14 protein-coding genes, 1 tRNA gene, 2 rRNA genes and 1 pseudogene (1 of these 18 running past the window's edge) are annotated in these 22,765 nt (G+C 60.7%); 11 read left to right on the top strand and 7 right to left on the bottom strand.

Features of this window, described 5'->3' with window-relative positions:
* The first annotated feature begins 36 nt into the window (after nt 1-36).
* On the top strand, nt 37-654 hold the full coding sequence (locus SJY41_RS19685; protein WP_380783906.1) for a CatB-related O-acetyltransferase: 618 nt from the start codon (nt 37-39) through the stop codon (nt 652-654).
* A gap of 580 nt (nt 655-1,234) precedes the next feature.
* A complete protein-coding gene (locus tag SJY41_RS19680; RefSeq protein WP_380783905.1) occupies nt 1,235-2,158 on the top strand; it encodes a polysaccharide lyase in 924 nt (307 codons plus the stop codon).
* Here SJY41_RS19680 and SJY41_RS19675 read toward each other — a convergent pair.
* Complete coding sequence (locus SJY41_RS19675) at nt 2,065-2,862, bottom strand: acyltransferase family protein (RefSeq protein WP_380783903.1); 798 nt, start codon at nt 2,860-2,862, stop codon at nt 2,065-2,067. The genes SJY41_RS19680 and SJY41_RS19675 overlap by 94 nt on opposite strands.
* A 182-nt stretch (nt 2,863-3,044) precedes the next feature.
* Here SJY41_RS19675 and SJY41_RS19670 point away from each other — a divergent pair, with 182 nt between their 5' ends.
* Genes SJY41_RS19670 through SJY41_RS19660 form a run of 3 tightly spaced genes read left to right on the top strand, consistent with a single transcriptional unit; the run spans nt 3,045 to nt 6,348 of the window.
* Complete coding sequence (locus SJY41_RS19670) at nt 3,045-4,496, top strand: oligosaccharide flippase family protein (RefSeq protein WP_380783902.1); 1,452 nt, start codon at nt 3,045-3,047, stop codon at nt 4,494-4,496.
* Nucleotides 4,496-5,467 carry a glycosyltransferase family 2 protein gene (locus SJY41_RS19665; protein WP_380783900.1) on the top strand — a complete coding sequence of 324 codons (972 nt, stop codon included), beginning with the start codon at nt 4,496-4,498 and terminating at the stop codon, nt 5,465-5,467. Before SJY41_RS19670 ends, SJY41_RS19665 begins: the two co-directional genes overlap by 1 nt.
* On the top strand, nt 5,467-6,348 hold the full coding sequence (locus SJY41_RS19660) for a glycosyltransferase (protein WP_380783899.1): 882 nt from the start codon (nt 5,467-5,469) through the stop codon (nt 6,346-6,348). The genes SJY41_RS19665 and SJY41_RS19660 overlap by 1 nt, the downstream gene beginning before the upstream one ends.
* A 9-nt stretch (nt 6,349-6,357) precedes the next feature.
* On the opposite strand, the gene SJY41_RS19655 is transcribed toward SJY41_RS19660, so the two are convergent.
* Nucleotides 6,358-7,611 carry a glycosyltransferase family 4 protein gene (locus SJY41_RS19655; RefSeq protein ID WP_380783898.1) on the bottom strand — a complete coding sequence of 418 codons (1,254 nt, stop codon included), beginning with the start codon at nt 7,609-7,611 and terminating at the stop codon, nt 6,358-6,360.
* On the bottom strand, nt 7,608-8,879 hold the full coding sequence (locus tag SJY41_RS19650; RefSeq protein WP_380783897.1) for a nucleotide sugar dehydrogenase: 1,272 nt from the start codon (nt 8,877-8,879) through the stop codon (nt 7,608-7,610). Before SJY41_RS19650 ends, SJY41_RS19655 begins: the two co-directional genes overlap by 4 nt.
* Nucleotides 8,880-9,037: 158 nt before the next feature.
* Here SJY41_RS19650 and SJY41_RS19645 point away from each other — a divergent pair, with 158 nt between their 5' ends.
* The 6 genes and pseudogenes from SJY41_RS19645 to SJY41_RS19620 all read left to right on the top strand — a co-directional run.
* On the top strand, nt 9,038-10,054 hold the full coding sequence (locus SJY41_RS19645) for an endonuclease/exonuclease/phosphatase family protein (protein WP_380783895.1): 1,017 nt from the start codon (nt 9,038-9,040) through the stop codon (nt 10,052-10,054).
* 935 nt (nt 10,055-10,989) lie between these two features.
* Nucleotides 10,990-12,303, top strand: a complete 1,314-nt coding sequence (locus SJY41_RS19640) for an exopolysaccharide biosynthesis polyprenyl glycosylphosphotransferase (protein ID WP_380783894.1) — start codon at nt 10,990-10,992, stop codon at nt 12,301-12,303.
* A complete protein-coding gene (locus SJY41_RS19635) occupies nt 12,304-13,659 on the top strand; it encodes an O-antigen ligase family protein (RefSeq protein WP_380783893.1) in 1,356 nt (451 codons plus the stop codon). It abuts the gene before it with no gap.
* Between the two features lie 448 nt (nt 13,660-14,107).
* Nucleotides 14,108-15,769, top strand: coding sequence for a DUF1800 family protein (locus SJY41_RS19630; protein ID WP_380783892.1), 1,662 nt, complete (start codon nt 14,108-14,110; stop codon nt 15,767-15,769).
* Between the two features lie 5 nt (nt 15,770-15,774).
* Nucleotides 15,775-17,157, top strand: coding sequence for a DUF1501 domain-containing protein (locus SJY41_RS19625; protein ID WP_380783890.1), 1,383 nt, complete (start codon nt 15,775-15,777; stop codon nt 17,155-17,157).
* Between the two features lie 417 nt (nt 17,158-17,574).
* Nucleotides 17,575-17,922, top strand: a pseudogene (locus tag SJY41_RS19620) (alpha/beta hydrolase); the annotation flags it as partial.
* Nucleotides 17,923-18,185: 263 nt separating this feature from the next.
* Here SJY41_RS19620 and yghU read toward each other — a convergent pair.
* The 4 genes from yghU to SJY41_RS19600 all read right to left on the bottom strand — a co-directional run.
* Nucleotides 18,186-19,079, bottom strand: coding sequence for a glutathione-dependent disulfide-bond oxidoreductase (yghU, locus tag SJY41_RS19615; RefSeq protein ID WP_380783889.1), 894 nt, complete (start codon nt 19,077-19,079; stop codon nt 18,186-18,188).
* A 494-nt stretch (nt 19,080-19,573) separates the two neighbouring features.
* Nucleotides 19,574-19,650 (bottom strand) — tRNA-Met (locus tag SJY41_RS19610).
* A 112-nt stretch (nt 19,651-19,762) separates the two neighbouring features.
* Nucleotides 19,763-19,877 (bottom strand): 5S ribosomal RNA (gene rrf / locus SJY41_RS19605).
* Nucleotides 19,878-20,134: 257 nt separating this feature from the next.
* Nucleotides 20,135-22,765, bottom strand: a 23S ribosomal RNA gene (locus SJY41_RS19600); it runs 166 nt beyond the window's last position.

Genomic DNA, 22,765 nt, shown 5'->3' with positions numbered 1-22,765 from the left:
CTTCGCCGCTTAGCCGCGATCGGGCGCCTTCGGCGCATGGCGCAGCGCGCGCGCTTATTCAGTGTCCGCAATCGCCAATATGACAATGGATGGCTCCGGGCCTATTTCCGCGACACCCACGCCATCGACGTCGGCCTGTATTCCTATGGCTGTTTTGATCCATGGCGAGTCCAAGGACCGGCCACGATCGGACGGTATTGCTCGTTCGCCAAGACGGCACGTGCGGTCAACGCGAACCACCCGCTGGAAGCGATCACCACGCATCCGATGCTGTACGAGCGCGCGTTCGGCCTCGTCGACTGCGACCGCATCGTCCCGCGCACGCTGGTAGTAGAGGACGACGTCTGGATCGGCCACAACGCGCTGCTGCTGCCGGGCTGCAGCTTCGTCGGACGCGGCGCGGTAATCGGCGCAGGCGCCATCGTAACGCGCGACGTACCTCGCTACGCAATCGTCGTCGGCAACCCGGCGAAATTACTGCGGATGCGGTTTCCTGACGACCTGTGTGCAGCGCTGGATGACAGCGGCTGGTGGCACTTGACGCCCTCGGATATTGGTAAACTTTTACGGGAGGATCGGTCGTTGATCGACCATCCAACAATCGAACGGCTGGCCCGAAGCTTCCCCTTCGACGGATACCGAGAACCGGTTTGACAGTTGCCGCCCCCGAACGATCTAACCTTTTTTAGACACGAGACGACGCCTAATCTAACGCAGGAAACCAGAACCGGATCGATAGCAATGTCGCGTTGCCCAGCAGGTAACCGATCGTCCGCGGGTCATGGGAATATTCATCGGTCGGCAGGATCGACACGAAAGACTCAGTTCCAGGATCGTCGCGAGAATGCGGACAATCGGCTCCAGAACGCAGTGCAACGCGCGCCTCGCATACGGCTTTAGATCGCGCGACCGATCGAGAAAGCCTGCGATAAGATAGCCGTTTACCGCGAAGATCTTGCCACCCCAGCGCAGCCCATCGACTGAGCCGTGAGGCGGTAGAGTGAATCCGCAAGACCAGCCACTTGTTATCGTGCCGCATCGCTATCGCCCTGCCCCGGTATCATGCCTGCCAGATGACGGCACGCGCGCGATGAGAGCCTAGCGGGCTTTCGACCACGCTACGCACCCTAGGATTGAAGAGAGAAGCCGCATCGAAGTGCGATACGCCTGTCATATCGGGCGATTTCGCGAAGGCGGAGCGCCGGATACGCAGCGTGACGTTAATGAGGTGCAGATGATACTTATCGCAAAGCGGTCGCGGACGGTGCTGAGCTGGGCGGCGTTGCTGATCGGGGCACTGGTACTTGCAGTGTATCTGGTCGTTTTTGACCTCGTCAGCCTCAGCAATAGTCATCCGGTAACCATCGGCTTCGAGCCCGGCGAACCGACATCGCAGAACGAGGCGGCACTTGTTTTGCGGAAAAGCGACTATGCGCTGCAATATTGCTGCACCACTTCCACCGCGCTCGTTCCGGGCCGGAATGGGTGGGCACGCCGCTTCACGGTTCGGCCAGGCGATACACGAATCAAGGGCAACTTCCGTAGCGAACTGCGCCTGCTGCCCAACCCGCTAGGGGGAACGGTTTGGTACCGGGTACATATTTTCGTACCGAACACTTGGCAGGCGAGCCCGACCCGCGTGATCGCGGTCCAATGGCACGGGTCGAAGGACTGGTTCCTGCTCGAGCCCGGAAAATATCCTCCGCTCGACCTCGCCATCGTCGGTAATCGCTGGGAGGTGACGAAGAGCTGGGACCGCCGGCTGCGCACCACGAAGACGGCTGTCGGCAACGTCGAGGGTATCCGCATGATCGGCAGCGCACCGCTACGCAGAGGACGCTGGCTTGACTGGGTGTTACGCGTGCACTGGTCGACGACCGGCGCAGGCAGCGTCGACGCCTGGCTGGACGGTCATCATATCGTCAGCGATCGCGGACCGAACGCGCACCGGGACTTGATCGGCCCCTACCTCAAGCTCGGCGTCTACGTTCCTGGTTGGGGGTATCGCCACACCGAGCCGGCGATTGCCGAGCGCACCTTGCTGTTCGATGATATCGCGGTGGATTATGGCCGCAATCCGTTCGCGATGCGGGCGGCGTCAACCGGCGTTGCATCCGGCGCGGCCGTGCCGGCCACTGTCTCGAGCGGGTCGCGGTAGATACGCTGGCCGTAAATCAGCTTGTACGGCGCGATTTCGATAAAGCGATGGACGCACCATGAGACACCCAGTGCAAGGATGAGATTCCCAGCAAGGTACGGCACAAGCGTCACCTGCCACGGATAGCTGCTCACGTGGAGGCGTTTGCAGGTCTCTCGCATGATCAGATAGGTATACGGATGCGTCAGATACAGGCTGTAGCTGATGGTCCCGACGAACCGCGCCGGTGCGCAGGTGAGCGCACTTGCGAAGAAGCCCGGCCCTGCGATTACTGCCTGTACGAAGAACAGGATCGCTCCGATCAGTCGAGTCATCATCGTCGCGGTGCCGAAAAACAGGTCGAGAATGGTGAGATTGGCCAACAATGGCCCGATGCCCATCCTCGCCGGCTCGTAATGGGCAAAGCTGTTCAGCACAAAATACAGCAGCGTGAATGCCGCGAACACCGGGTAGATCCGCATCAGGCGACGCCCCGCGAACGCCAGCGGATCATATTTCAAGCAGCTGGCGCTGATGACGTAGCCGCTGATCACGAAGAACAGTTCGACGCCGAACGTGCCGAAATTGGCGACATAGGGTACGACCGCGCCGAGGCCGGCCGAACTGCGATAGAAATGGTCGTAATATCCAAAGCTGACATGCGCCAGCAGGACCATGATGGACGCCACGCCGCGCAACCCGTGCAGGGGTTCGCTGAACTTCATAGCATTCCCCTTTTAGCGTACCATGTCGCAATCGAGCGACCGCCATTGGCCGCGATGCTATCGCGCGGCGTTCGGCTCCGCGTCAGTCATATTGAAGGTGTGCAGGCCGCAACCCCGCCATAGGGTAGCCGCATGTGGGCCCCCAATCGGAATGGTGATCGTCGGCTGCGGGAAACCGTGGGTTGATCGGTCGTAAGGCGCGATCGGCCGGCGTCCTCGCAATCGGCCGTGCCAGCGAAGTCGCGTTTCCATTGCTGCGCGCGATCCTGTTGACCCGGCTTTTGCCCAAGGACCAGTTCGGCTTGGCGATCACCTTGTCGGTGATGGCAGCGCTGGTCGAACTCTCGACCGACATCGGTCTCGATCGCTACGCCATCGTGCGCAAGATACCGGATTCCGAACTTGGTCGCGGGACGATGCATGCGCTGAGTGTGTTGCGCGGGGCGATCATCGGCCTGTTTCTTTGCGCGATCGGGCCGCTCGTCGCCCGCGCCTTCGATTCACCCGGTCAGTGGTGGGCCTTCTCCTTGCTCGGTCTTGCCAGCTTCATCCGCGGATTCATGAACCTCGGTATCAAGGAAGCGATGCGCGACTATCGCTTTTGGCCGGAGGGTGTCACGGTCGCCACCAGCCAGATCGTCTGGACCATCGTCTCGGTCGGACTGGCGTTCGCGTGGCACGATTACCGGTGCATGATCGCGGGTTTGCTCGGTGCGCAGGTCGCGTTCGTGCTGGTCTCGCACACGACCGTGCGGACGCGGTGGCGACTGGCATGGTCGCCCGACGAAGCCAGGACGATCCTGCAATTCAGCCTGCCGCTCGTACCCAATGGAATCTCGCTCGCCTGCCGTCACATGGCGGACCGGCTGATCGTCGGCGCCTTCATGAGCCTCGGCGTCGCCGCAGTTTATAACGTGAACATGATGGTCGCGCTCATGCCGCGCAGCATGATCCAGAGTTTTGTGACGAGCGTGACGCTCCCCGTATTCGCCAATCACGAGAGCGGGCGGCGACCGGTCGCCAATCTCTACCGGGGATGGGCGATCGCGTTGGCGGCAATCGCGGCGATCTACGGGCTCGGCGTCCTATGTTTTGGCCAGCCCGTGACCAGCCTCGTCTTCGGCAGCGATTTCGCGATCGACCAATCTTTCTTCGCGCTTGCGGCGATCCTCGTGGCGATCAAGATCCTCTATGGCCTGCCGGTACCGCCGGCGTTGGCGGTCGGCGATACCGGCTTCATCCTGTTCGGAACCGCAGCGGCGCTCGGTAGTCCCGTGCTGGGAATGATCTCGGCGTGGCTGAACCCATCGCTGGATCCCTTCGTCGCGGCGATGTGTGTCGGCGAATTTGTCGGCCTCGTCTGGATCGGCTGGCGCTGCATGCGGCGGTTTGGCTTCACCGCGACGGACGTCTGGACCGCATTGCTCGTTCCCCTGGTCGCAATCGCCGGAACGGGTGCAGTACTGGCTACGACGTCCGGCAGCTGGTCGGCGAGGATATCGATGTTTGTCGGCGCATCGAGCCTGTGCCTCGCTGGCGTCTATTTTGCCCTGGCACGTGCGGGGATCGACTGGCGAATACTGATGCGCCGGAAAGATACCCCCTCGTCTCGATTGGTAGCGGAAAGCCTATGATGCGCGACAATCTTGTGCCCGAGGCGCCGCGGCTCAGCGTTCTCGTAGTTGCCTATCAGTCGCGCGCCTTCCTGGAGACATGCATCGGGTCGGTTATCGCGCATACCAGCGCGCCGATCGAAATTCTTGTCATCGACAACGGCACGGACGGCGGGGGGGCCGCAGTTACGCAACGTTTTGCCGAAGTGCGGGCGATTGCGAGCGAAGGCAATATCGGTTTCGGGGCGGGCAACAACCGGCTCGCGGCAGCAGCGCGTGCGCCGTATCTGTTGCTGCTCAACCCCGATACGCGCGTCGAAGACGATGCCATCGATCGCCTTCTTGCTTTTGCCGGCAGCCGTCCCGACGCGGTCGCCTGGGGGGGACGAACGGTCTCGCCGGCGGGTCATCCCGATTCCGGCAATCACATCGTCATCCCTACGCTTGGTGCACTGGCGCGGCTGGTCCTCGGGGACCGATCGGGGATGCGCGCCGGCGGACTGGCAGACGACGCCCGGGAGCCGGCACCCGTCGACGTGCTGTGCGGCGGATTCATGATGATCCGCACGGATGTGTGGCGCGCGTTCGGCGGGTTCGACGAGACTTTTTTCCTGTATTCGGAAGAGGTCGATCTGTTCGTCCGCCTCAAGGCGGCAGGACATGTCGTGCTGGCGACCCCGGATAGCGCCATTGTCCACGATGTCGGCAGTGGCGAAGCCTTGTCGCCGACCCGCACGTTCTACCGCACCGTGGGACAGATGCAGTTCGCGCGAAAGCACTGGCGCGGATCGAGCGCAACGGTCGCGGCCGCGCTGATATGGACGGCCGCGGCGCAGCGCTTCGCCTATGGTCTCGCACTCGGCTGGCGCAAACCGCGTGCGGCGGCGATGCGACGCGCGTACGAACCGATCGCGCTGCGCCCGTCGCGGTGGTGGCTGGGCTACGACTCCCCCGGCAGCGACCCACGCGGCCTCAATGAGGGCATGCATTGATGTCGCGATCGAACGATCCACCGTTCTCCGTCGTCATTCCCGCTTACAACGAAGAGGCGGTGATCGGCCGGTGTCTCGCGGCGTTGCTGGCGGATGCACCCGCCGGTCGAGAGCCGGAGATTATCGTCGCATGCAACGGCTGTAGCGATGCGACCGCCGCGCGTGCACGACAGGCCGCGCCAAACGCTACGGTGATCGAGATCGCACAAGGGTCTAAGCCGCTGGCGCTCAACATGGGCAACGCCGCGGCCTCGACCATGCCGCGCTTTTTCGTCGACGCCGACGTCGTCGTATCTTACCATGCGCTTCTCGCCACCGCCGCCGCCTTGCGCGAATGCGGTGTGATGGTCGCGGCCCCTGCGATCGCCGTCGACATGCACGACACCGACGCCGCAGTGCGTGCCTATTACAAAGTCTGGCTGGGCCAACCCTATGTCAGCGACGGCATGGTCGGCTCAGGGGTCTACGGCTTGTCAGCGGAAGGGCTCGCAACGGTCGGTGTCTTCCCGTCGATCATCGCCGATGACGGCTATGTTCGTACGCGGTTCGCACCGGCAGCTCGCCGCCGGGTCAGCGCGGACCACCAGGGCGTTCCGATATACTTTACGATCTTTCCGCCGCGCACGCTTGGCGACCTGCTGCGAATCGAAGGGCGACGGCGTGCGGGGGATGCGGAATTGGCAGACGCCTTTCCGACTCCGCAGGTTGCGCGGTCGACCTCGTCGGGCACGCTGCGGCGGACGATCGGTAATGGAACGACTGTCGTCGACATCACCATCTACCTTGCGATAAAGAGCATCGGGCGGTTGCGTCATCGCTGGAACGCGCGAACTGGACGCAACCGCGTGTGGCACCGCGACGAAAGTTCGCGCCAGGCTTGAGATGTAACGTCAGGCGATACTCGGTTCCGTCGCCGCGGTTCCCGCAAAGACCATATCATAGGCGGCCAACAGCTTTGGCCGTTCATGCTCCCAGGATAGCGAATCGCGCATCCTTTGCAGTCCGAATGCGCCCATCGCCGCACGCCGATCCGGATCTTCGAGCAACTCGACGATCTTCTGGGCGAAATCGACCGGGTCGTTCGGCTTCGCGTACGCCGAGGCTTCCAGCGCGGAGAATCGGCCTTCGATCACGTCGAACTGAACGATCGGTTTGCCGAGCGCCATATATTCCATGATCTTGTTCATGGTGCTGAGGGTGTTCATCGTGTCGACGCGGTCGGGATTGACGCACACATCTGCGGTACTGAGCATTGCCATCAGCACGTCATCCGACGCTCGGCCGGTGAAGGTGAAGGCATCCGCCACGCCCAGTTGCGCGGCATAGGCCTCGATCATGGGCAGTTCCGGGCCGCCACCGACGATACCGAAATGGATATCGTCACGCCCCTGCCCTTTCAGCCACGCCGCCGATTCCACCAGCAGGTCGAGCCCCTCCTGCTTGCCGATGACCCCGACATAGCCGACCAGGAAGCGTCGTCCTTTCTTCAGATCCAGCTGGGGTGGAACCGGCTTGATCTTGCGCAGATCAGGACCCGATCGCACGACGAACACGCGCTCCGGGCGCATACGTCCGCGTTCGATCGCAATCCGTCGATAGCTTTCATTGGTGGCGATCGACAATGTTGCCAGCGCGAAGGTCAGTCGCTCGGCGATCACCATCGCTCGGTGCTGAAGGCCGCGCTTGCCGAACTTCGTCTCGAGCAGTTCGGGGCACAGGTCGTGATGGTCGAACACGAATTTCTTGCCGAAGGGCCGGAAAAGCATCGCAACCAGGAAGATCAGGTCGGGCGGATTGCACGCGTGAATCACGTCGAAGCCACGCGTGAACTGTATCTTCAGCGCCAGCGCGAGTTCCCACGAAAGCGCAGTGCCATATTCCAGCAGGTAGCCGAACAGACCGTTACCCTCGGTCGGCAAGGGATGGCGATGGATGTGGATATCGTCCAGCACCTCATGGCCGCGCGGATAGCCCTTGCCTTCGGGGCATATGATACTGACGCTATAGCCGGCATCGCGCAGCGTCGTCGCTTCCATCCAGACGCGCCGATCGAACGGGACCGGCAGGTTTTCCACGATCATCAGCACCCGCCGGGGACGACCATCGGGCGCGACCATCGTCGCGGGAACGGGCACGGACGTCATGCCAGCACGTTGATCGGCACGATCGTCAATGAGGCAAACGGCAGGAGGTGAGCGTCGCCGCGTGCGTCGATCACGACGCTCGGTTCCTCGTCCTCCAGGTCCTCGATGTCACGCAGCAGCAATGCTTTAAGTTCGGGCAGATGAGAGAAGGAATAGCCGAGGTTATGCCCTAGCAGCGATGCCGGTTCGACTTGGGGATCCCAGATCCGCAGGTCGTAGCCACCACTCAGCAGCCGCCGAGCGAGATCGACGAACGGGCTTTCGCGCAGGTCGTCGCTGTTCGATTTAAACGCCAGCCCGTTCAGCAGCACGCGTGCCCCCGGTTTGACGTCCTTGATCGCCATTTCGTAGATAAAGCGCTTATGGGCCTCGTTCGAGCGCAGGATGGAGTCGATGACGAAGGTCTCGGCGCCGGTCTCGTTCGACAGAAATGTCAGCGCACGGACGTCCTTGGGTAGGCACGAGCCGCCGAAAGCGCCGCCCGGCCGGAGATAATAGGGCGAGATGTTCAGTTTGGTATCAGCGACGAAGATCTGATGGACGGTTCTCGCAGAGACGCCCTCGCGTATGCAAATGCGCCCGATCTCGTTGGCGAATGCGACCTTCAGCGCATGGAAGCTGTTGTCGACGAACTTCGTGATCTCGGCCTCGCGGTAGCCGACGGTGAAGCGTGGTGCCTCGATCTTCGCGTAAAGCTCCTCCATCATCAGCGATGGCTTGCCGTTGCGCGTGCCGATGACGATCTTCGGCGGAGCATAATAGTCTGCGATGGCAGTCGATTCTCGCAGGAACTCGGGGTTGTAGACCAGTTCGATCCGTTCGAGCGCGTCTCCATGATAGCGCTGGAAGATGGGCGCGATCAGCTTCTCCATCGACCCAGGACGCATCGTCGAGCGATAGACGACGGTCAGCGGGTTACGATCCGCAGCGCGATCGCTGGCGGCCGTCGCAACCTGATGCGATACCTCGGCGATGTAGCGCATGTCGTGCGCACCGTCGGCCCCGCTGGGCGTACCGACGCAGACGATGGCGACATCGACATCGGCCATCTCCTCGCCGATTGCGGATCGCGCGCTGAACCGACCGTCGTCAACGCCCGCCTTGAGCAGTTCATCAAGCCCTGGCTCGAAGATCGGGCTCTCCCCCATGTTCATCATGTCGACCTTGCGTTCGTTGAGGTCGATGCCGATCACGACGTGGCCGTCGTTCAGCAGACATGCGGCGGAGGTCAGCCCGACGTAACCGACGCCGAAAATCGCGATCTTCATAAGGTCCTCCAACGAAATGGTCTGATGCTCGTGTCGCGACAGGCGTGACCGGGCGGGAATGGTCTATTCAACTTGGTAGAGAGACGTCCGGCGGGGCACTTGCGCGGGGCGGATGTCGCTGCCACGCCCCCTCTCGAGAGCTGGTTGGGAGCGTCCGGATGGTCCAGCGTCGAGCACTGAAGCGGGAACATTCGGTTGCCAGACCTGCGTGGCGTGGCTCTGCGCGCTGGACCGCCACCAGCGTTATCGGCGCGACCCTGCTCTGGTATCTGCTGTTTCTCGCGCTCGGCGATGGCGGACGCCTGATCGGCTACGTCAATGCGTTCGGTTTCTGGTGGGCGATCGTTGCGATGGTCGCAGCGGGTTGGCTCGCGACCGACCGCGCCTGGCTCAGGTCGGCCGTTGGCATCGTCCTGGGCATCGTAATTCTGACGCACGGCGGCGTCGCGATCGGTCGTCGACCCGCGGTCACGAACGATGCGCCTACAATCAGGCTCGTGACCGCGTCGCTCAGAACCTCGAACCACGATATGGAAGCCGCCGCCGCGATGATACTCGCCGAGACACCGGACCTGATCGTCGCGCAGGAAGTCGATGTCCCGGCCTTCACTCGCGCTCTTGGCCGCCGTAGCCGCGGCTGGTCGATCGTCCGGCGCGGCAACGAACTTGTTGCATGCCGTTGCCCGATCAGCGGTGTCGAAGGGCCAGGCCACGTCCTGCGTGCGCGCGCGGCGTTGCCGTCCGGCCCCGTTACGGTCTGGAGCCTGCACGCTCCGAAATCCTATGGCCGGACTGTGGCGCAGCGAGTTTTCTTCAACGCGCTGGCGGCCGACATCGACGCCCATCGGCCCGGTATCCTCGCCGGAGATTTCAATGCCACGCCCTGGAACGACGGGTATCGGATTATAGCGGACGTCTACCGTGATACATGGCTGGCGGCCGGGCGCGGGCCGGGCTTCACCTTTCCGACCGGGGCACGTCGCGCCGGCAGCCTTTTCCCGTACATCCGCATCGACCATGTCTTTGCATCGCGCGACCTGATCCCGATCGAGTCCCGCCTCGGCACGTCCAGCGCTGGCGCAGATCACCTGCCCCTGGTGGTGACGTTCGCCATGCCGTCGAGGCGAAACCGCATCGATGCCGGTACGCGTTCTTCGGCCAAATCGACCAGGTAACGGTCGCAACAGATCTCCCGCGACGTATGGCCGCGGCGGCGTATTCGGGTTCGACCGACACAACTGCTCATTCAGAGGGGCGACGCGAACTTCTTGGCGCCGGATCGCGGGACCATGTCCTGCGGGTTTGATTAGGCTGTCGCGCGAGCCGGTATCGAGCTTGGCATCGGCACGCCAAAGCAGCTCGCCGAGTGATGCAACATCGCCTACGGAAAACTCCGTGTCATCGATGACTACCAGTTGACCGGGCGCTGCCAGTTCAAACCAGGTAGTACAGCAATCGACGTAGCCATTATTGCCATACAATTTCATGCCGGCATCGCCTGATTCGAAATTCACGGGGATCTTTTCAATACCTGACGCAGGATTCCGCGCTTCCAGAGAGCTTTGACCGTCAATATTTTTTTCGCGATCAATATCGCCGAATCCTCGCGTATGCTGCAGTACGAATGCATCATGCTTCATTCGCCTACCCCCGTACGCTGGCCATGCTGAACGCATCGCAATTTAAACATCATCCGGCGCAGAAGCCCGCTTTATTCAAAGCGATTGGACTGGCCTTGCTGCAACGCAAAAATGCCTAAAAGCTAATGACGCGGCATCGCCAATATTGTGTAGGTATTCTTGGACTCCCATTAGACTTTGCCTGCGGCCGAAAACCCGAATCCTCTCAAAGGTTGCAGATGCGAACTGTACGGCTCTCGCATAGCAGGAAGCCTACTCGGTTTGATCGTGCGCACAGAAGGGATGAGCATTCCACCATGACGCAGATCTCCTCAACCCGTATGCATCCATCGTTGTTCGATGGCTTCCCATCGTCCGCTCGGGACCGAAGTCCGGAAGACCGTTCGGCCACGCGGCGAAGCACCGGCTTCGACCTGCCCAATGGCATTGGCGCCAATATCTATGAAGCCCGGGAAATGCTTCGGCTTCGATTGAAACTCGCACTCGTGGTCAGCGATGTCACCGCTGTGCTGGCGGCACTCGCACTTGGCAGCCTTTTCCGGTTCGACACGCTGGTCGACCATGAGGTGGCGCGAAACATCCTTATCATACTGCCGCTGTTCCTGTTGTTGTCGATTGGAAAGGGCGGTTATTCGACCGCGGTCCTCATCAATTATCGCAAGGGCGTGCTCATCGCCCTGGGGAGCGTGCTGGCAGCGTCCGCCGCCGCGCTTGCGCTATTGTTCTTCTTCCGGATCAGCGACAGCGTGTCGCGCGCAGCATTCGGTATCGGGGTCGCCCTTGCGGTGTTGTTCCTGTTCGCCGCCCGCATCGGGTTCGGGATAATCGCTAAGCAACTGGCGAACGATCGTTTCACCACCGAGGTCGTGTTGGTCGACGGCGTCGACACGCGCGACTTCGAACTGGCCCGCAACGCCTTCGTCCTGAACGCCGATTGCAGTCATATCGCGGCCGGCGACGTCGATCCGTTATTGCTCGATCGTATCGGCCATCTCCTACGCCGGTGCGACCGCGTCATACTCGCCTGTCATCCGGAGCGGCGTGCGCGATGGATCGAATTGCTGCGGGGTCTCGACGTCGATGTCGATCTGCTGGTGCCGGAAATCGACGTGTTCGGACCTCTTCGGCTGCGGCATCACGGCCCTCACGCAGCGCTCGGTGTCGGGTGCAAACCACTGAGTTTGCGACATCGCATCCTCAAGCGTGCGCTCGACCTTGCGATCGCCGTATCGCTGATGCTGCCGCTGCTTCCCCTTTTCGTCGTTGTGGCGCTTGCCATCCGGCTCGACTCTCCCGGGCCGATCATTTTCCGTCAGCAACGTGTCGGTCGCGGCAACCGGATCTTCTCGATCCTCAAATTTCGTACCATGCGCGCCGCAGAGGCCGATTCCGACGGAACGCTCTCCACCCGTCGTAACGACGATCGGATCACCGCGGTCGGCTCGATCCTGCGCAAGACCAGCATCGACGAGATTCCACAGCTTTTCAATGTCATACTCGGGCATATGAGCATAGCCGGGCCCCGCCCCCACGCGATGGGTTCGACGGCCGAGGATCTGCTGTTCTGGCAGATCGAACCCCGGTATTTCGAGCGGCACGCCGTCAAGCCGGGCATGACGGGACTCGCTCAGGTACGCGGCTTTCGCGGTGCGACCGCGCGGCGCGAAGACCTGTCTCACCGTCTGAACGCCGACCTCGAATATCTGTCGGGCTGGTCGATCTGGCGCGATCTCTGGATCATCGGCCGTACTGTGGGCGTCTGCGTCCAACGGAATGCGTTCTGAATGCACCTTGAGATGCGCTCGGATGATCGACGCCGAAACCGCATCCTGCTCGGTTCGGCACTTGTCTTGCTGATCTCCAGCATCGTGCTGGGCGGTTCGGCATCCTACGTTCCGCTGCTCGAAATGCTCGTCGAATGGACCGCGATCGCGGTGCTCATCCTATGGATGTGGATCGGCCGCTTTCGCCCGACATTCGGGGCCGCTTTGCTGATCCTCAGCGTAGTGGCGATTCCGCTTATGCAGTTGGTACCGCTTCCACCGAGTATTTGGACGCGCCTTCCTGGCACGGACGCCGTCGTGGCGATCGACGCGGCAGTCGGGATCGATCCCTGGCGACCATTGAGCATCAATCCCGATGCCACGCTGCGCAGCGCGGTCTCGACTCTGCCGTTTATCACGATGATCTTGATCACGGCGTCGCTCGTCGACCGGGACCGTCGGATACTGCTATGGGGCTTCGTCACCCTCGCCGCGGTCGGGCTTGTGCTTGGCATGGTGCAGATGATCGGGCGCGACAGCCACGCCTATATTTTCCTGAACAACAGCTTTGGGTTGCCGCTCGGCTTTTTCGCGAACCGGAACCATCAAGGAACGTTCCTGGCGCTGGCCGCCGTAGCGGCGTTATCCCTGTGCGAAACGGCCGGCGGAGGCCGGTTGGCACCAGCCAGGATATGGGGCGGCGCGCTGGCGGCGGCGTTTGGTGCCGGTGTCGTCGCTACAGGATCGCGCGCGGCATCGGCAATGCTGGTCATCGGATGCCTGGCATCGATCCTGAGCGAGATCGCCCTCGCAACGAAATGGAGGAGGAACGTCCCGCATACGCTGGCGGCGTTCACGATCGGCATCGTCACGCTGTCGGCCGTTCTGGCGCTGGTCGCACAGACCGGCGCGGTCGAGCATCTGGTGCATCGTCTTACGACGATCGACGATCGGTCTCGGATCGAGATCTGGCAGGGGGCCTGGGCCGCAATACTGGCCCACTTCCCCACAGGATCGGGCATGGGCAATTTCGTGCTCGCCCACCATGCGGTCGAGCAACTCGATCACGTCAGTAGTCATTATGCGAACCGCGCGCACAATGACTATCTCGAATTTCTGGTCGAGGCAGGATTGGTCGCTGTCCTCGCCATCTGCGGTGCGGTTCTGTTGTTGGCACTGGCTGAAGTCCGCACGTATCGGCAGGGAGACCGTATCAGGCGGTTCGCCATTATCGGGATCGTGCTGCTACTGCTTCATTCGCTCGTCGACTATCCGCTGCGGACCTTTGCCCTGTCGGCAACGCTGGGCATGTTCGTTGGTCTGTTGATGACACGGCGTACGGATGGCGATGTCTCGGCGCATCCTCGCAGGAATTGAAGACGCCGCCCGTTCGATCGGGAAATCCTCCAAAACAACGTACTGGCAGGATGCGTTTCGACCCGCGACGAAGATGCCGGGTCATGCTCGAAAGCCAGCACCAATTATACGAAGCACCCTGTTCGACTGCGATGCTCGGATTGAAGCCGACGTATTGCGCTACGATTCGAACCAATTCGTGTATTTTCCGTATAGAATTAACGAACCTCACTAAAATATTTATCGTTGTTTATCTAGGTGCTTAACCGCCATTTCTGTTTCGATTTATATGACATTTATGCAACGATCAGTACGTCTCGAGAAAAAAGCCGCGGACTCCGTAACCTAGAATAGGTCTTGCCAGAATCTTCCCCGATATCGGCGAACAACGCCCTCCCGATGCACTGCACGGGAGATCAAACATAGCGGGGAAATCTTGGTGCAAGGAAATGCCTGTCTGGGCTGCGCGGTGGACGCGCCAGCGGACAACGTCGTCGGTGATTGCCCGGTGCCGCTCAAACTCGCGGCACTGACGCCTGTGCTGGCATTGGCAGCGTGTGGAGGAGCAGAGGCGCTGTCCCCGACAGTGACCGCGCCTGTCGTTGTTGCGCCGGTAGGGATCACGGCGGCTCAGGCGAGCCGATTTCTCGCCCAGTCCACAATGGGCGCAACCCGGGGACTGATCGACACCGTGGTTGCCCGTACGCTCGCCGGCTGGCTCGACGACCAGTTCGCGATGCCACGCGCGACGACGCACTGGGATTGGCTGGTCGCGAACGGGTTCGCTGCCTCCACCTATATCACCACCGAGAGGGGATTTGACTCGACGTTGTGGCGACAGATGATCGTCGAGCCGGATCAATTACGGCAACGGGTCGGAATGGCTCTGCTCGATATCCTCGTCGTGGGCATCTCGGGTGTTAACCTGAACTGGAAGCAGTTCGCGACGGCTGGCTATATCGATGTCCTGCTGGACAATGCTTTCGGCAATTATCGCACGCTGCTCGACGCGATTACGACAAACGCCGCCATGGCGTCGTTCCTGACCTTCCTCGCCAATCGCAAGGCCAACCCGGTAACGGGCGCACAGCCTGACGAGAACTATGCGCGCGAATTGATGCAGCTATTCTCGTTGGGGCCGTATCAGCTGAACATGGATGGTAGCGTCAAGACCGTCGACGGCGTGCCGTTGGAGACCTTCACGCTGGCCGATGTCTCGGGACTGGCACGCGTCTTCACGGGCCTCAACCTCGCCAATGCGGTCAGCACGACGCCCGACCGCTATCGCCTGCCGCTCGTCATGACCGCGGCGCAGAACGAGCCCGGCGTCGCGACATTTCTCGGAACGTCGACCAGCGGCGGCGGGATGGTTGCGATCAAGACCGCGCTCGACGCGATATTCGCGCATCCGAACATGCCGCCTTTCCTGTCGAAGCAGCTGATTCAGCGGCTCGTCACCAGTAATCCATCGCCGGCCTATGTCAGCCGCGTCGCAACCGTATTCGCCAACAACGGGAGCGGCACGCGCGGCGACATGAAAGCCGTGCTGAAAGCCATTCTACTGGATTCCGAAGCGCGTAGCGATGAGGCGTTGGCCAGCAGCACTGCGGGAAAACTGCGCGAGCCAGTCATGCGCCTGACCGGTTGGGCGCGCATGTTCAACGCCAGTTCGGCGTCGAATGCATGGACCATCGGCGATACATCGAACCCGTCCACCCAGTTGGGCCAGTCGGTAGGCCGCAGCCCGAGCGTCTTCAATTTTTTCCGTCCCGGCTATACGCCGCCGTCGACCGCGATCGCGGATGCCGGCCTCGTCGCCCCGGAGTTCCAGATCACGAACGAGCAAAGCGTCGTGGGCTACGTCAACTATATGCAGGGGTTGGTCGCCAACGGCACGGTCGACGTAAAACCGGATTACACCGAGATCCTGACGAAGGCGGCCGATAGCGCATCGCTGGTCGACGAGATCAATATCGTGCTCGCCGCCGGGCAATTGTCGGCCATGACCGTCGCCTCGATCAGGAGCGCGGTCGACAGCGTATCGACCACAAGCGCCAATGGACCCGTCAATCGCGTCCGCATCGCGGTCCTGCTCACGCTGGCATCGCCCGACTATCTGACACTGAGGTAAGCATCATGGATTTCATGCAAGATCAGTCGCGCCGCGCGTTTCTGAAGCGATCGACCGCGCTGGGTATGGCCGGTGTCGCCGCGCCATTCGTTTCAAGCCTCGCGGCCATCGGCGAAGCTGCCGCCGCCACCGCGACCGAATACAAGGCGTTGGTATGTATCTTCCTCTACGGCGGTAACGACTATGCCAATACGCTGCCGCCGTACGACAGCGCCAGCTACGCGCAGTATCTCGCGGCGCGGTCGAATATCGCGCATGCTCGCGACAGCTTGGCCGCCACGGCTCTGACGCCCATCAATGCTTTAGGTGGGCGTCAATACGCGATGGCGCCGACGATGGGAGGGCTGAAAGAGCTGTTTGATCGCGGCAAGGTCGCCATCGCGTTGAACGTCGGCACGCTTGTCCAAGCGACGACCAAAGCACAATACACGAGCAAGACGGTTAAACTGCCACCCAAGCTGTTCAGCCATAATGACCAGCAAAGCTATTTCCAGGCGTCCAATCCGGAAGGGGCGACATCGGGGTGGGGCGGACGGATCGGCGACCTGTTCCAGAGCGGTAACGGCAGCGCAACGCTGACCTGCATCAACGCCAGCGGCAACGCGGTCTACCTGACCGGACGATCGGCAGTACAATACGCGATCGGCACCGGCGGCCCCGTCGCGCTGATGAACAACGCTACCTCGCTATATACCTCGGCACCCGCGGCGAGCACGTTGCGCGCGTTGATGACGGGCAGCAACGCCAATGTGATCGCCAGCGAACACGCGCGGATCGGCAAGCGCGCGCTGGATACCTATGCCCAGGTGTCTGGTGCACTGGCCGGCGCGCCCGACGCCAATTTTCCCCTGTTCCCAACCGGGAACACCTTGGCCGATCAATTGAAGATGGTCGCACGCATGATTTCGGTGGCGTCCGATCTCGGGGCCAAGCGCCAGGTCTTCTTCGTCTCGGTGGGCGGATTCGACATGCACGATAACCTTGTCGCGCAGCACGGGCCATTGATGAACAAGGTCGCCGACGCGATGAAGGCATTCTACGATACGACCGAGACGCTGGGCGTCGCGGACAAGGTCACGAGCTTCACCGCATCGGATTTTGGTCGAACGTTGCAGTCCAACGACGATGGATCCGACCATGGCTGGGGCAGCCATCATTTCGTGATGGGCGGCGCGGTAAAGGGACAGAAATTTTACGGCGTTGCACCAGCGATAGGAAACAACACGTCTGACGACGTCGGACAAGGCCGGCTACTGCCAACGATATCGGTCGATCAATATGCCTCGACTCTGGCAGGTTGGTTCGGTGTTTCAGCAGGCGACATGCCGACGATCCTTCCCAACATCGGAAATTTCGATCGTTCGACGTGGGATTTGGGAATGTTCTGAAAAGCATTTCTGCAATCAGATACGTCGACCCAAACGCTGCCCCCCGGCTCCGCGCCTAGCGGCGATCCTCAACTGCACGTTTGCGTCGACTGAAACGTCTCGCTCTCCCGGGGCATGGCTTAGCGGCGCGATATCAAGAACGTCGACTTTGGTACCGTCGGTAGCCTGTCGCAATAGTGGTCGGGGCAGCGGTTGACCTGACCGGAAGCCAGAAGCGCGTCATGCTTCGATGCGCCGAGCGCCAGGATACACCATTCTGGCGCGTAGCCGGCCGACGGCGTTGCGTCTCAGCTATGAAACGGGCAGCATACATGGGGGCTGCGCGCCCATAGAAAGGGAGACCGGATCGTGTCTGTTTCTGTCCTGGATAGCCCTCAGCTAAAGCTCATCGCGCTCGTTCCCGAACATGCGATATCCATGCTCAGCCGGCTCGCGGAGTTTCCGCGACTTGGCGATATAGAGCACATCGCGGTTAGAGGACGCACCGTTGCGGAGCGAACCGCGCTGGCAGCGCGCATCGACGACGCGGTTTGCGTTTCCAATCGGGCAGTAATGCTCCTGGCCCAGGGCAGCGCCTGCGCGGCGGCCGCGTGGTGGGCAAGATTGTCGCCGAAATCATACACGGCAAACGTCTCTGGCGCCCTGCTCGTGGCGCCCGAGGAGTCGGGCCTCCATCACCGGGGTTTCGCGTCCCCCAGGATGGTTTTGCCCTTCCCGTCGATCGTCGTCGGCGCGAATGACGAAGCGCAGCGCCTGGGCGTGGAGTGGGGAAGCCGATTGATCGATGGCCCGCTCCTGACGGCTGCAACAGCACCGACCGGTCGCCTGCGCACCATCATCGAACGCTTCACTGCTGCCGTCGTCGAGCGCGACGTCGGCGCCGCACGTCGCATCATCCAGGCCATGGGAGATGGCTAGGCAACGCCCGACTGGGATCGATGCCTGAGCAGGCACGATCCCTGTCGAACGGGGCCGGCATCGCGAGATCGCCAGACTGCAAAACCAACGCTAAGCCTCATTGGCAAACGTCAGTCCTTCGCGCCGTCGGTCGCCGCAGCATCGAGCTTGTCCTGCGTCCGCGTGTCGAAATCACCGGCATCGTGACGTTCGGGGAGCTGGCTGGACGGCTCGCCCATGATGCGATTGACCATCCGTCCACGCGCCACCGCGGGCCGCGCGGCGATCACGTCGGTCCAGCGCACGACGTTCTTGTAGTCGTTTACCTGAAGGAACTCGGCAGCATCGTAGACGAGCCCCTTCACCAGAGCGCCGTACCAGGGCCACACCGCCATGTCGGCGATCGAATACTCGTCGCCGCCCAGATATGCGCTTTCACCTAGACGCCGGTCGAGAACGTCGAGCTGGCGCTTCACCTCCATCGCGAAGCGGTCGATCGCATATTCGATCTTAACCGGCGCATAGGCGTAGAAATGCCCGAACCCGCCGCCCAGCATTGGCCCAGCCCCCATTTGCCAGAATAGCCACGACAACACCTCCGCGCGCTTGGCGGCATCGGTCGGCAGGAACGCGCCGAATTTCTCGGCGAGGTAAACCAGGATCGAGCCGGACTCGAAGACCCGTACCGGACTTGCGCCGCTGCGATCGACCAGTGCCGGAATTTTCGAGTTAGGATTGGCCTCGACGAAGCCGCTGCCGAACTGGTCGCCGTCCATGATCTTGATGAGCCAGGCGTCGTATTCAGCACCCGTGTGCCCGGCGGCGAGCAGTTCCTCGAGCATCACCGTCACCTTCACCCCGTTGGGCGTTGCCAGCGAATAGAGCTGGAGCGGGTGCTTGCCGACCGGCAATTCCTTATCGTGCGTGGCGCCGGCGATAGGGCGATTGATGCTGGCGAACCGGCCCCCGCTCTCCTTGTTCCAGGTCCAGATCTTTGGCGGTGTGTAATCGGCGGTCTCGGTCATTCGGATTCTCCGCTACTTCATTCCTCGTCGGCGACGTGCGCCCTTGCAGCATACGACACAAGCGCGGAGTACGTCTGCCGAGGTGAGATGATCTGGTTATTCCGGAAGGCGGACCTACGATCCTCTTAGCGTACTTGCCGTTCGTTCAAGGTGGCAGGGATGGCATCGGAGACGCGGTCACCGCAGCCGACAAGCAAGTCGTCAAGAGAGGCGGTTGGTAGCTCGGTTGAGCAACCGGCCCGCGCCCCGAAGGCGTTGCCGCCGCCAGGCGCTGAAGGAAAGCGACCGCGCGCGTTTATCGATGTCCGGCGGGACGGTAGAGCGGGTTGTGCCGAACTACGTCGAAGTAGGTTAGCTAGCTCGGTGAACGCCAGGACCCGGGAACGACGATAGTCGGCCCGATCACCATCCGACACGCTGCATGCTCGCCTTTGCACCGCCCACGCATGAACGCACGAAAGCCCCGGACCGTTGGGTCCGGGGCTTTCGTGAGTTGGTTGCGGGGACAGGATTTGAACCTGTGACCTTCAGGTTATGAGCCTGACGAGCTACCGGGCTGCTCCACCCCGCGACAGGGCACCATCTGGGGTGATGGCCCTTGAGTTCCCGTTTGGGAAAGGGTGTATGAGACATTGTGATGGGTTTTGGATATGTTGCGTTTTGCATGTCGCACGGGCTTCAATGCCTGGCGACGACCTACTCTTCCATCGCTTGAGCGATAGTACCATTGGCGCAGTCGGGTTTCACGGCCGAGTTCGGAATGGGATCGGGTGGGACACCGACGCTATAGCCACCAGGCAATGGAGCCGGTGCGACATGCGTTTGCGTTCATATCTGGGCCCCTCGGGGTTCGCGTTTCGGCGAAGCCTGAGGGTTTTAAAATCGATACCGTGCATGGTTCGTAGCCAGCGTCTCGGAACACCGAGTGCTGGTGTAGTGGTATTCGACCAATCCCTCGACGGCGAGGGGATTGGCAATCTGGCGTCGTCTTAATCATCCGCACGCATCGTTGGCTAACTGGGCGAACCCAGTGTTGTCATTGATGGTGTGAGACTCTCAAGCGCGAATAGAGCAATTAGTATCGGTTAGCTCCATGCGTTACCGCACTTCTACATCCGATCTATCAACGTCGTGGTCTCCGACGGCTCTATGAAATCTTATCTCGAGGGAGGCTTCCCGCTTAGATGCTTTCAGCGGTTATCCCGTCCATACATAGCTACCCTGCTGCGCTCCTGGCGGAACGACAGGTACACCAGAGGTATGTTCAACCCGGTCCTCTCGTACTAGGGTCAACTCCTCTCAAATTTCGACGCCCACGGCAGATAGGGACCAAACTGTCTCGCGACGTTCTGAACCCAGCTCACGTACCACTTTAATTGGCGAACAGCCAAACCCTTGGGACCTGCTCCAGCCCCAGGATGTGATGAGCCGACATCGAGGTGCCAAACAACCCCGTCGATATGAGCTCTTGGGGGTTATCAGCCTGTTATCCCCGGCGTACCTTTTATCCGTTGAGCGATGGCCCTTCCACGAGGGACCACCGGATCACTATGACCGACTTTCGTCTCTGCTCGACTTGTCAGTCTCGCAGTCAGGCGGGCTTATGCCATTGCACTCTAACAGACGGTTTCCGACCGTCCTGAGCCCACCATTGCGCGCCTCCGTTACTCTTTAGGAGGCGACCGCCCCAGTCAAACTACCCGCCACAGAGGGTCCCTGTTCCGGCTTACGGAACGAGGTTAGACATCAGAAACAAACAGGGTGGTATTTCACCTATGGCTCCACATCAGCTGGCGCCGATGCTTCAAAGCCTCCCACCTATGCTACACAGTTTCTTCCTAATGCCACTCTGAAGCTGCAGTAAAGGTGCACGGGGTCTTTCCGTCTAACCGCGGGTACTCCGCATCTTCACGGAGAATTCAATTTCGCTGAGCATGTCCTGGAGACAGTGGGGAAGTCGTTACGCCATTCGTGCAGGTCGGAACTTACCCGACAAGGAATTTCGCTACCTTAGGACCGTTATAGTTACGGCCGCCGTTTACCTGGGCTTCATTTCAGAGCTTGCACCCCTCCACTTAACCTTCAGGCACCGGGCAGGCGTCAGGCCCTATACGTCGTCTTGAAGCCGACTTAGCAGAGCCCTGTGTTTTTGCTAAACAGTCGCTACCCCCTGGCCTGTGCCCCCTCAAAGTGCTTGCGCATAGTGAGGGCCTCCTTCTTCCGAAGGTACGGAGGCAATTTGCCGAGTTCCTTCAGGACACTTCTCTCAAGCGCCTTGGTATACTCTACCTGACCACCTGTGTCGGTTTCGGGTACGGTCTATACGGTGGGGCTATTTCCTGGAACCATTTCGAAGCCATCCCAATCCGATAAGGGATGACAACACACATGATCCGTCACACACCACCAGGCCCACGAATATTAACGTGGTTCCCATCGACTACCCCCTTCGGGCTCGTCTTAGGGGCCGGCTCACCCTGCGCGGATTAGCCTTGCGCAGGAACCCTTGGTCTTTCGGCGAGAGGGCATCTCACCCTCTTTATCGCTACTCATGTCTGCATTCGCACTTCCGATACCTCCACGACCCATTACCAGATCGCTTCACAGGCTTACGGAACGCTCCGCTACCGCGTACCACATAAGTGGCACACCCTAAGCTTCGGCACGTATCTTGAGCCCCGTTACATCTTCGCCGCAGGACCTCTTGTTTAGACCAGTGAGCTGTTACGCTTTCTTTAAAGGATGGCTGCTTCTAAGCCAACCTCCTGGTTGTTTTGGAAGTCCCACATGCTTTCCCACTTAGATACGATTTGGGGGCCTTAGCTGTAGGTCAGGGCTGTTTCCCTTTTGACGACGGACCTTAGCACCCGCCGTCTGTCTCCCGCATATCACTCTTAGGTATTCGGAGTTTGGTTAGGTTTGGTAGATCTCGCGACCCCCTAGCCCATCCAGTGCTCTACCCCCTAAGGTGTTCGTGCGAGGCACTACCTCAATAGTTTTCGCGGAGAACCAGCTATTTCCCGGCTTGATTGGCCTTTCACCCCTAAACACAACTCATCCGGTAACTTTTCAACGTTAATCGGTTCGGACCTCCAGTGCATGTTACTGCACCTTCATCCTGGTCATGCCTAGATCGCCGGGTTTCGGGTCTAATACATCAAACTCTGGCGCCCTATTCAGACTCGCTTTCGCTGCGCCTACACCTATCGGCTTAAGCTTGCTTGATACATTAAGTCACAGACCCATTATGCAAGAGGTACGCTGTCAGGCCATAAAAGCCCTCCAACTGCTTGTAGGCAATCCGTTTCAGGTACTGTTTCACTCCCCTCATCGGGGTGCTTTTCACCTTTCCCTCACGGTACTAGTTCGCTATCGGTCACATACGAGTATTTAGGCTTGGAGGGTGGTCCCCCCATGTTCAGACAGAATTTCACGTGTTCCGCCCTACTCGAGTCCTGATGTTTCATTTTCGCATACGGGGCTGTCACCCGCTATGGCGCTACTTTCCAGAAGCTTCTGCTAATTCACCATCAGGCACTGGCCTGGTCCGCGTTCGCTCGCCACTACTAACGGAATCTCGGTTGATGTCTTTTCCTCCAGCTACTGAGATGTTTCAGTTCGCCGGGTTCGCTTCACGAAGCCTATGTATTCAGCTAAGTGATACCTAACCTAACTAACCCAATACC

The sequence above is a fragment of the Sphingomonas sp. R86520 genome (assembly GCF_042466285.1).
Lineage (GTDB): Bacteria > Pseudomonadota > Alphaproteobacteria > Sphingomonadales > Sphingomonadaceae > Sphingomonas.
The sequence above is the reverse complement of the archived record's forward strand: the minus strand, read 5'-3'. Positions and strand labels throughout refer to the sequence as shown.

Excerpts from the sequence above, each read along its gene's own strand:
- SJY41_RS19685 (WP_380783906.1), top strand. The coding sequence starts at position 37 with ATGGCGCAGCGCGCGCGCTTATTCAGTGTCCGCAATCGCCAATATGAC.
- SJY41_RS19680 (WP_380783905.1), top strand. The coding sequence starts at position 1,235 with ATGATACTTATCGCAAAGCGGTCGCGGACGGTGCTGAGCTGGGCGGCG.
- SJY41_RS19675 (WP_380783903.1), bottom strand. The coding sequence starts at position 2,862 with ATGAAGTTCAGCGAACCCCTGCACGGGTTGCGCGGCGTGGCGTCCATC.
- SJY41_RS19665 (WP_380783900.1), top strand. The coding sequence starts at position 4,496 with ATGCGCGACAATCTTGTGCCCGAGGCGCCGCGGCTCAGCGTTCTCGTA.
- SJY41_RS19660 (WP_380783899.1), top strand. The coding sequence starts at position 5,467 with ATGTCGCGATCGAACGATCCACCGTTCTCCGTCGTCATTCCCGCTTAC.
- SJY41_RS19655 (WP_380783898.1), bottom strand. The coding sequence starts at position 7,611 with ATGACGTCCGTGCCCGTTCCCGCGACGATGGTCGCGCCCGATGGTCGT.
- SJY41_RS19650 (WP_380783897.1), bottom strand. The coding sequence starts at position 8,879 with ATGAAGATCGCGATTTTCGGCGTCGGTTACGTCGGGCTGACCTCCGCC.
- SJY41_RS19645 (WP_380783895.1), top strand. The coding sequence starts at position 9,038 with ATGGTCCAGCGTCGAGCACTGAAGCGGGAACATTCGGTTGCCAGACCT.
- SJY41_RS19635 (WP_380783893.1), top strand. The coding sequence starts at position 12,304 with ATGCACCTTGAGATGCGCTCGGATGATCGACGCCGAAACCGCATCCTG.
- SJY41_RS19625 (WP_380783890.1), top strand. The coding sequence starts at position 15,775 with ATGGATTTCATGCAAGATCAGTCGCGCCGCGCGTTTCTGAAGCGATCG.
- yghU (WP_380783889.1), bottom strand. The coding sequence starts at position 19,079 with ATGACCGAGACCGCCGATTACACACCGCCAAAGATCTGGACCTGGAAC.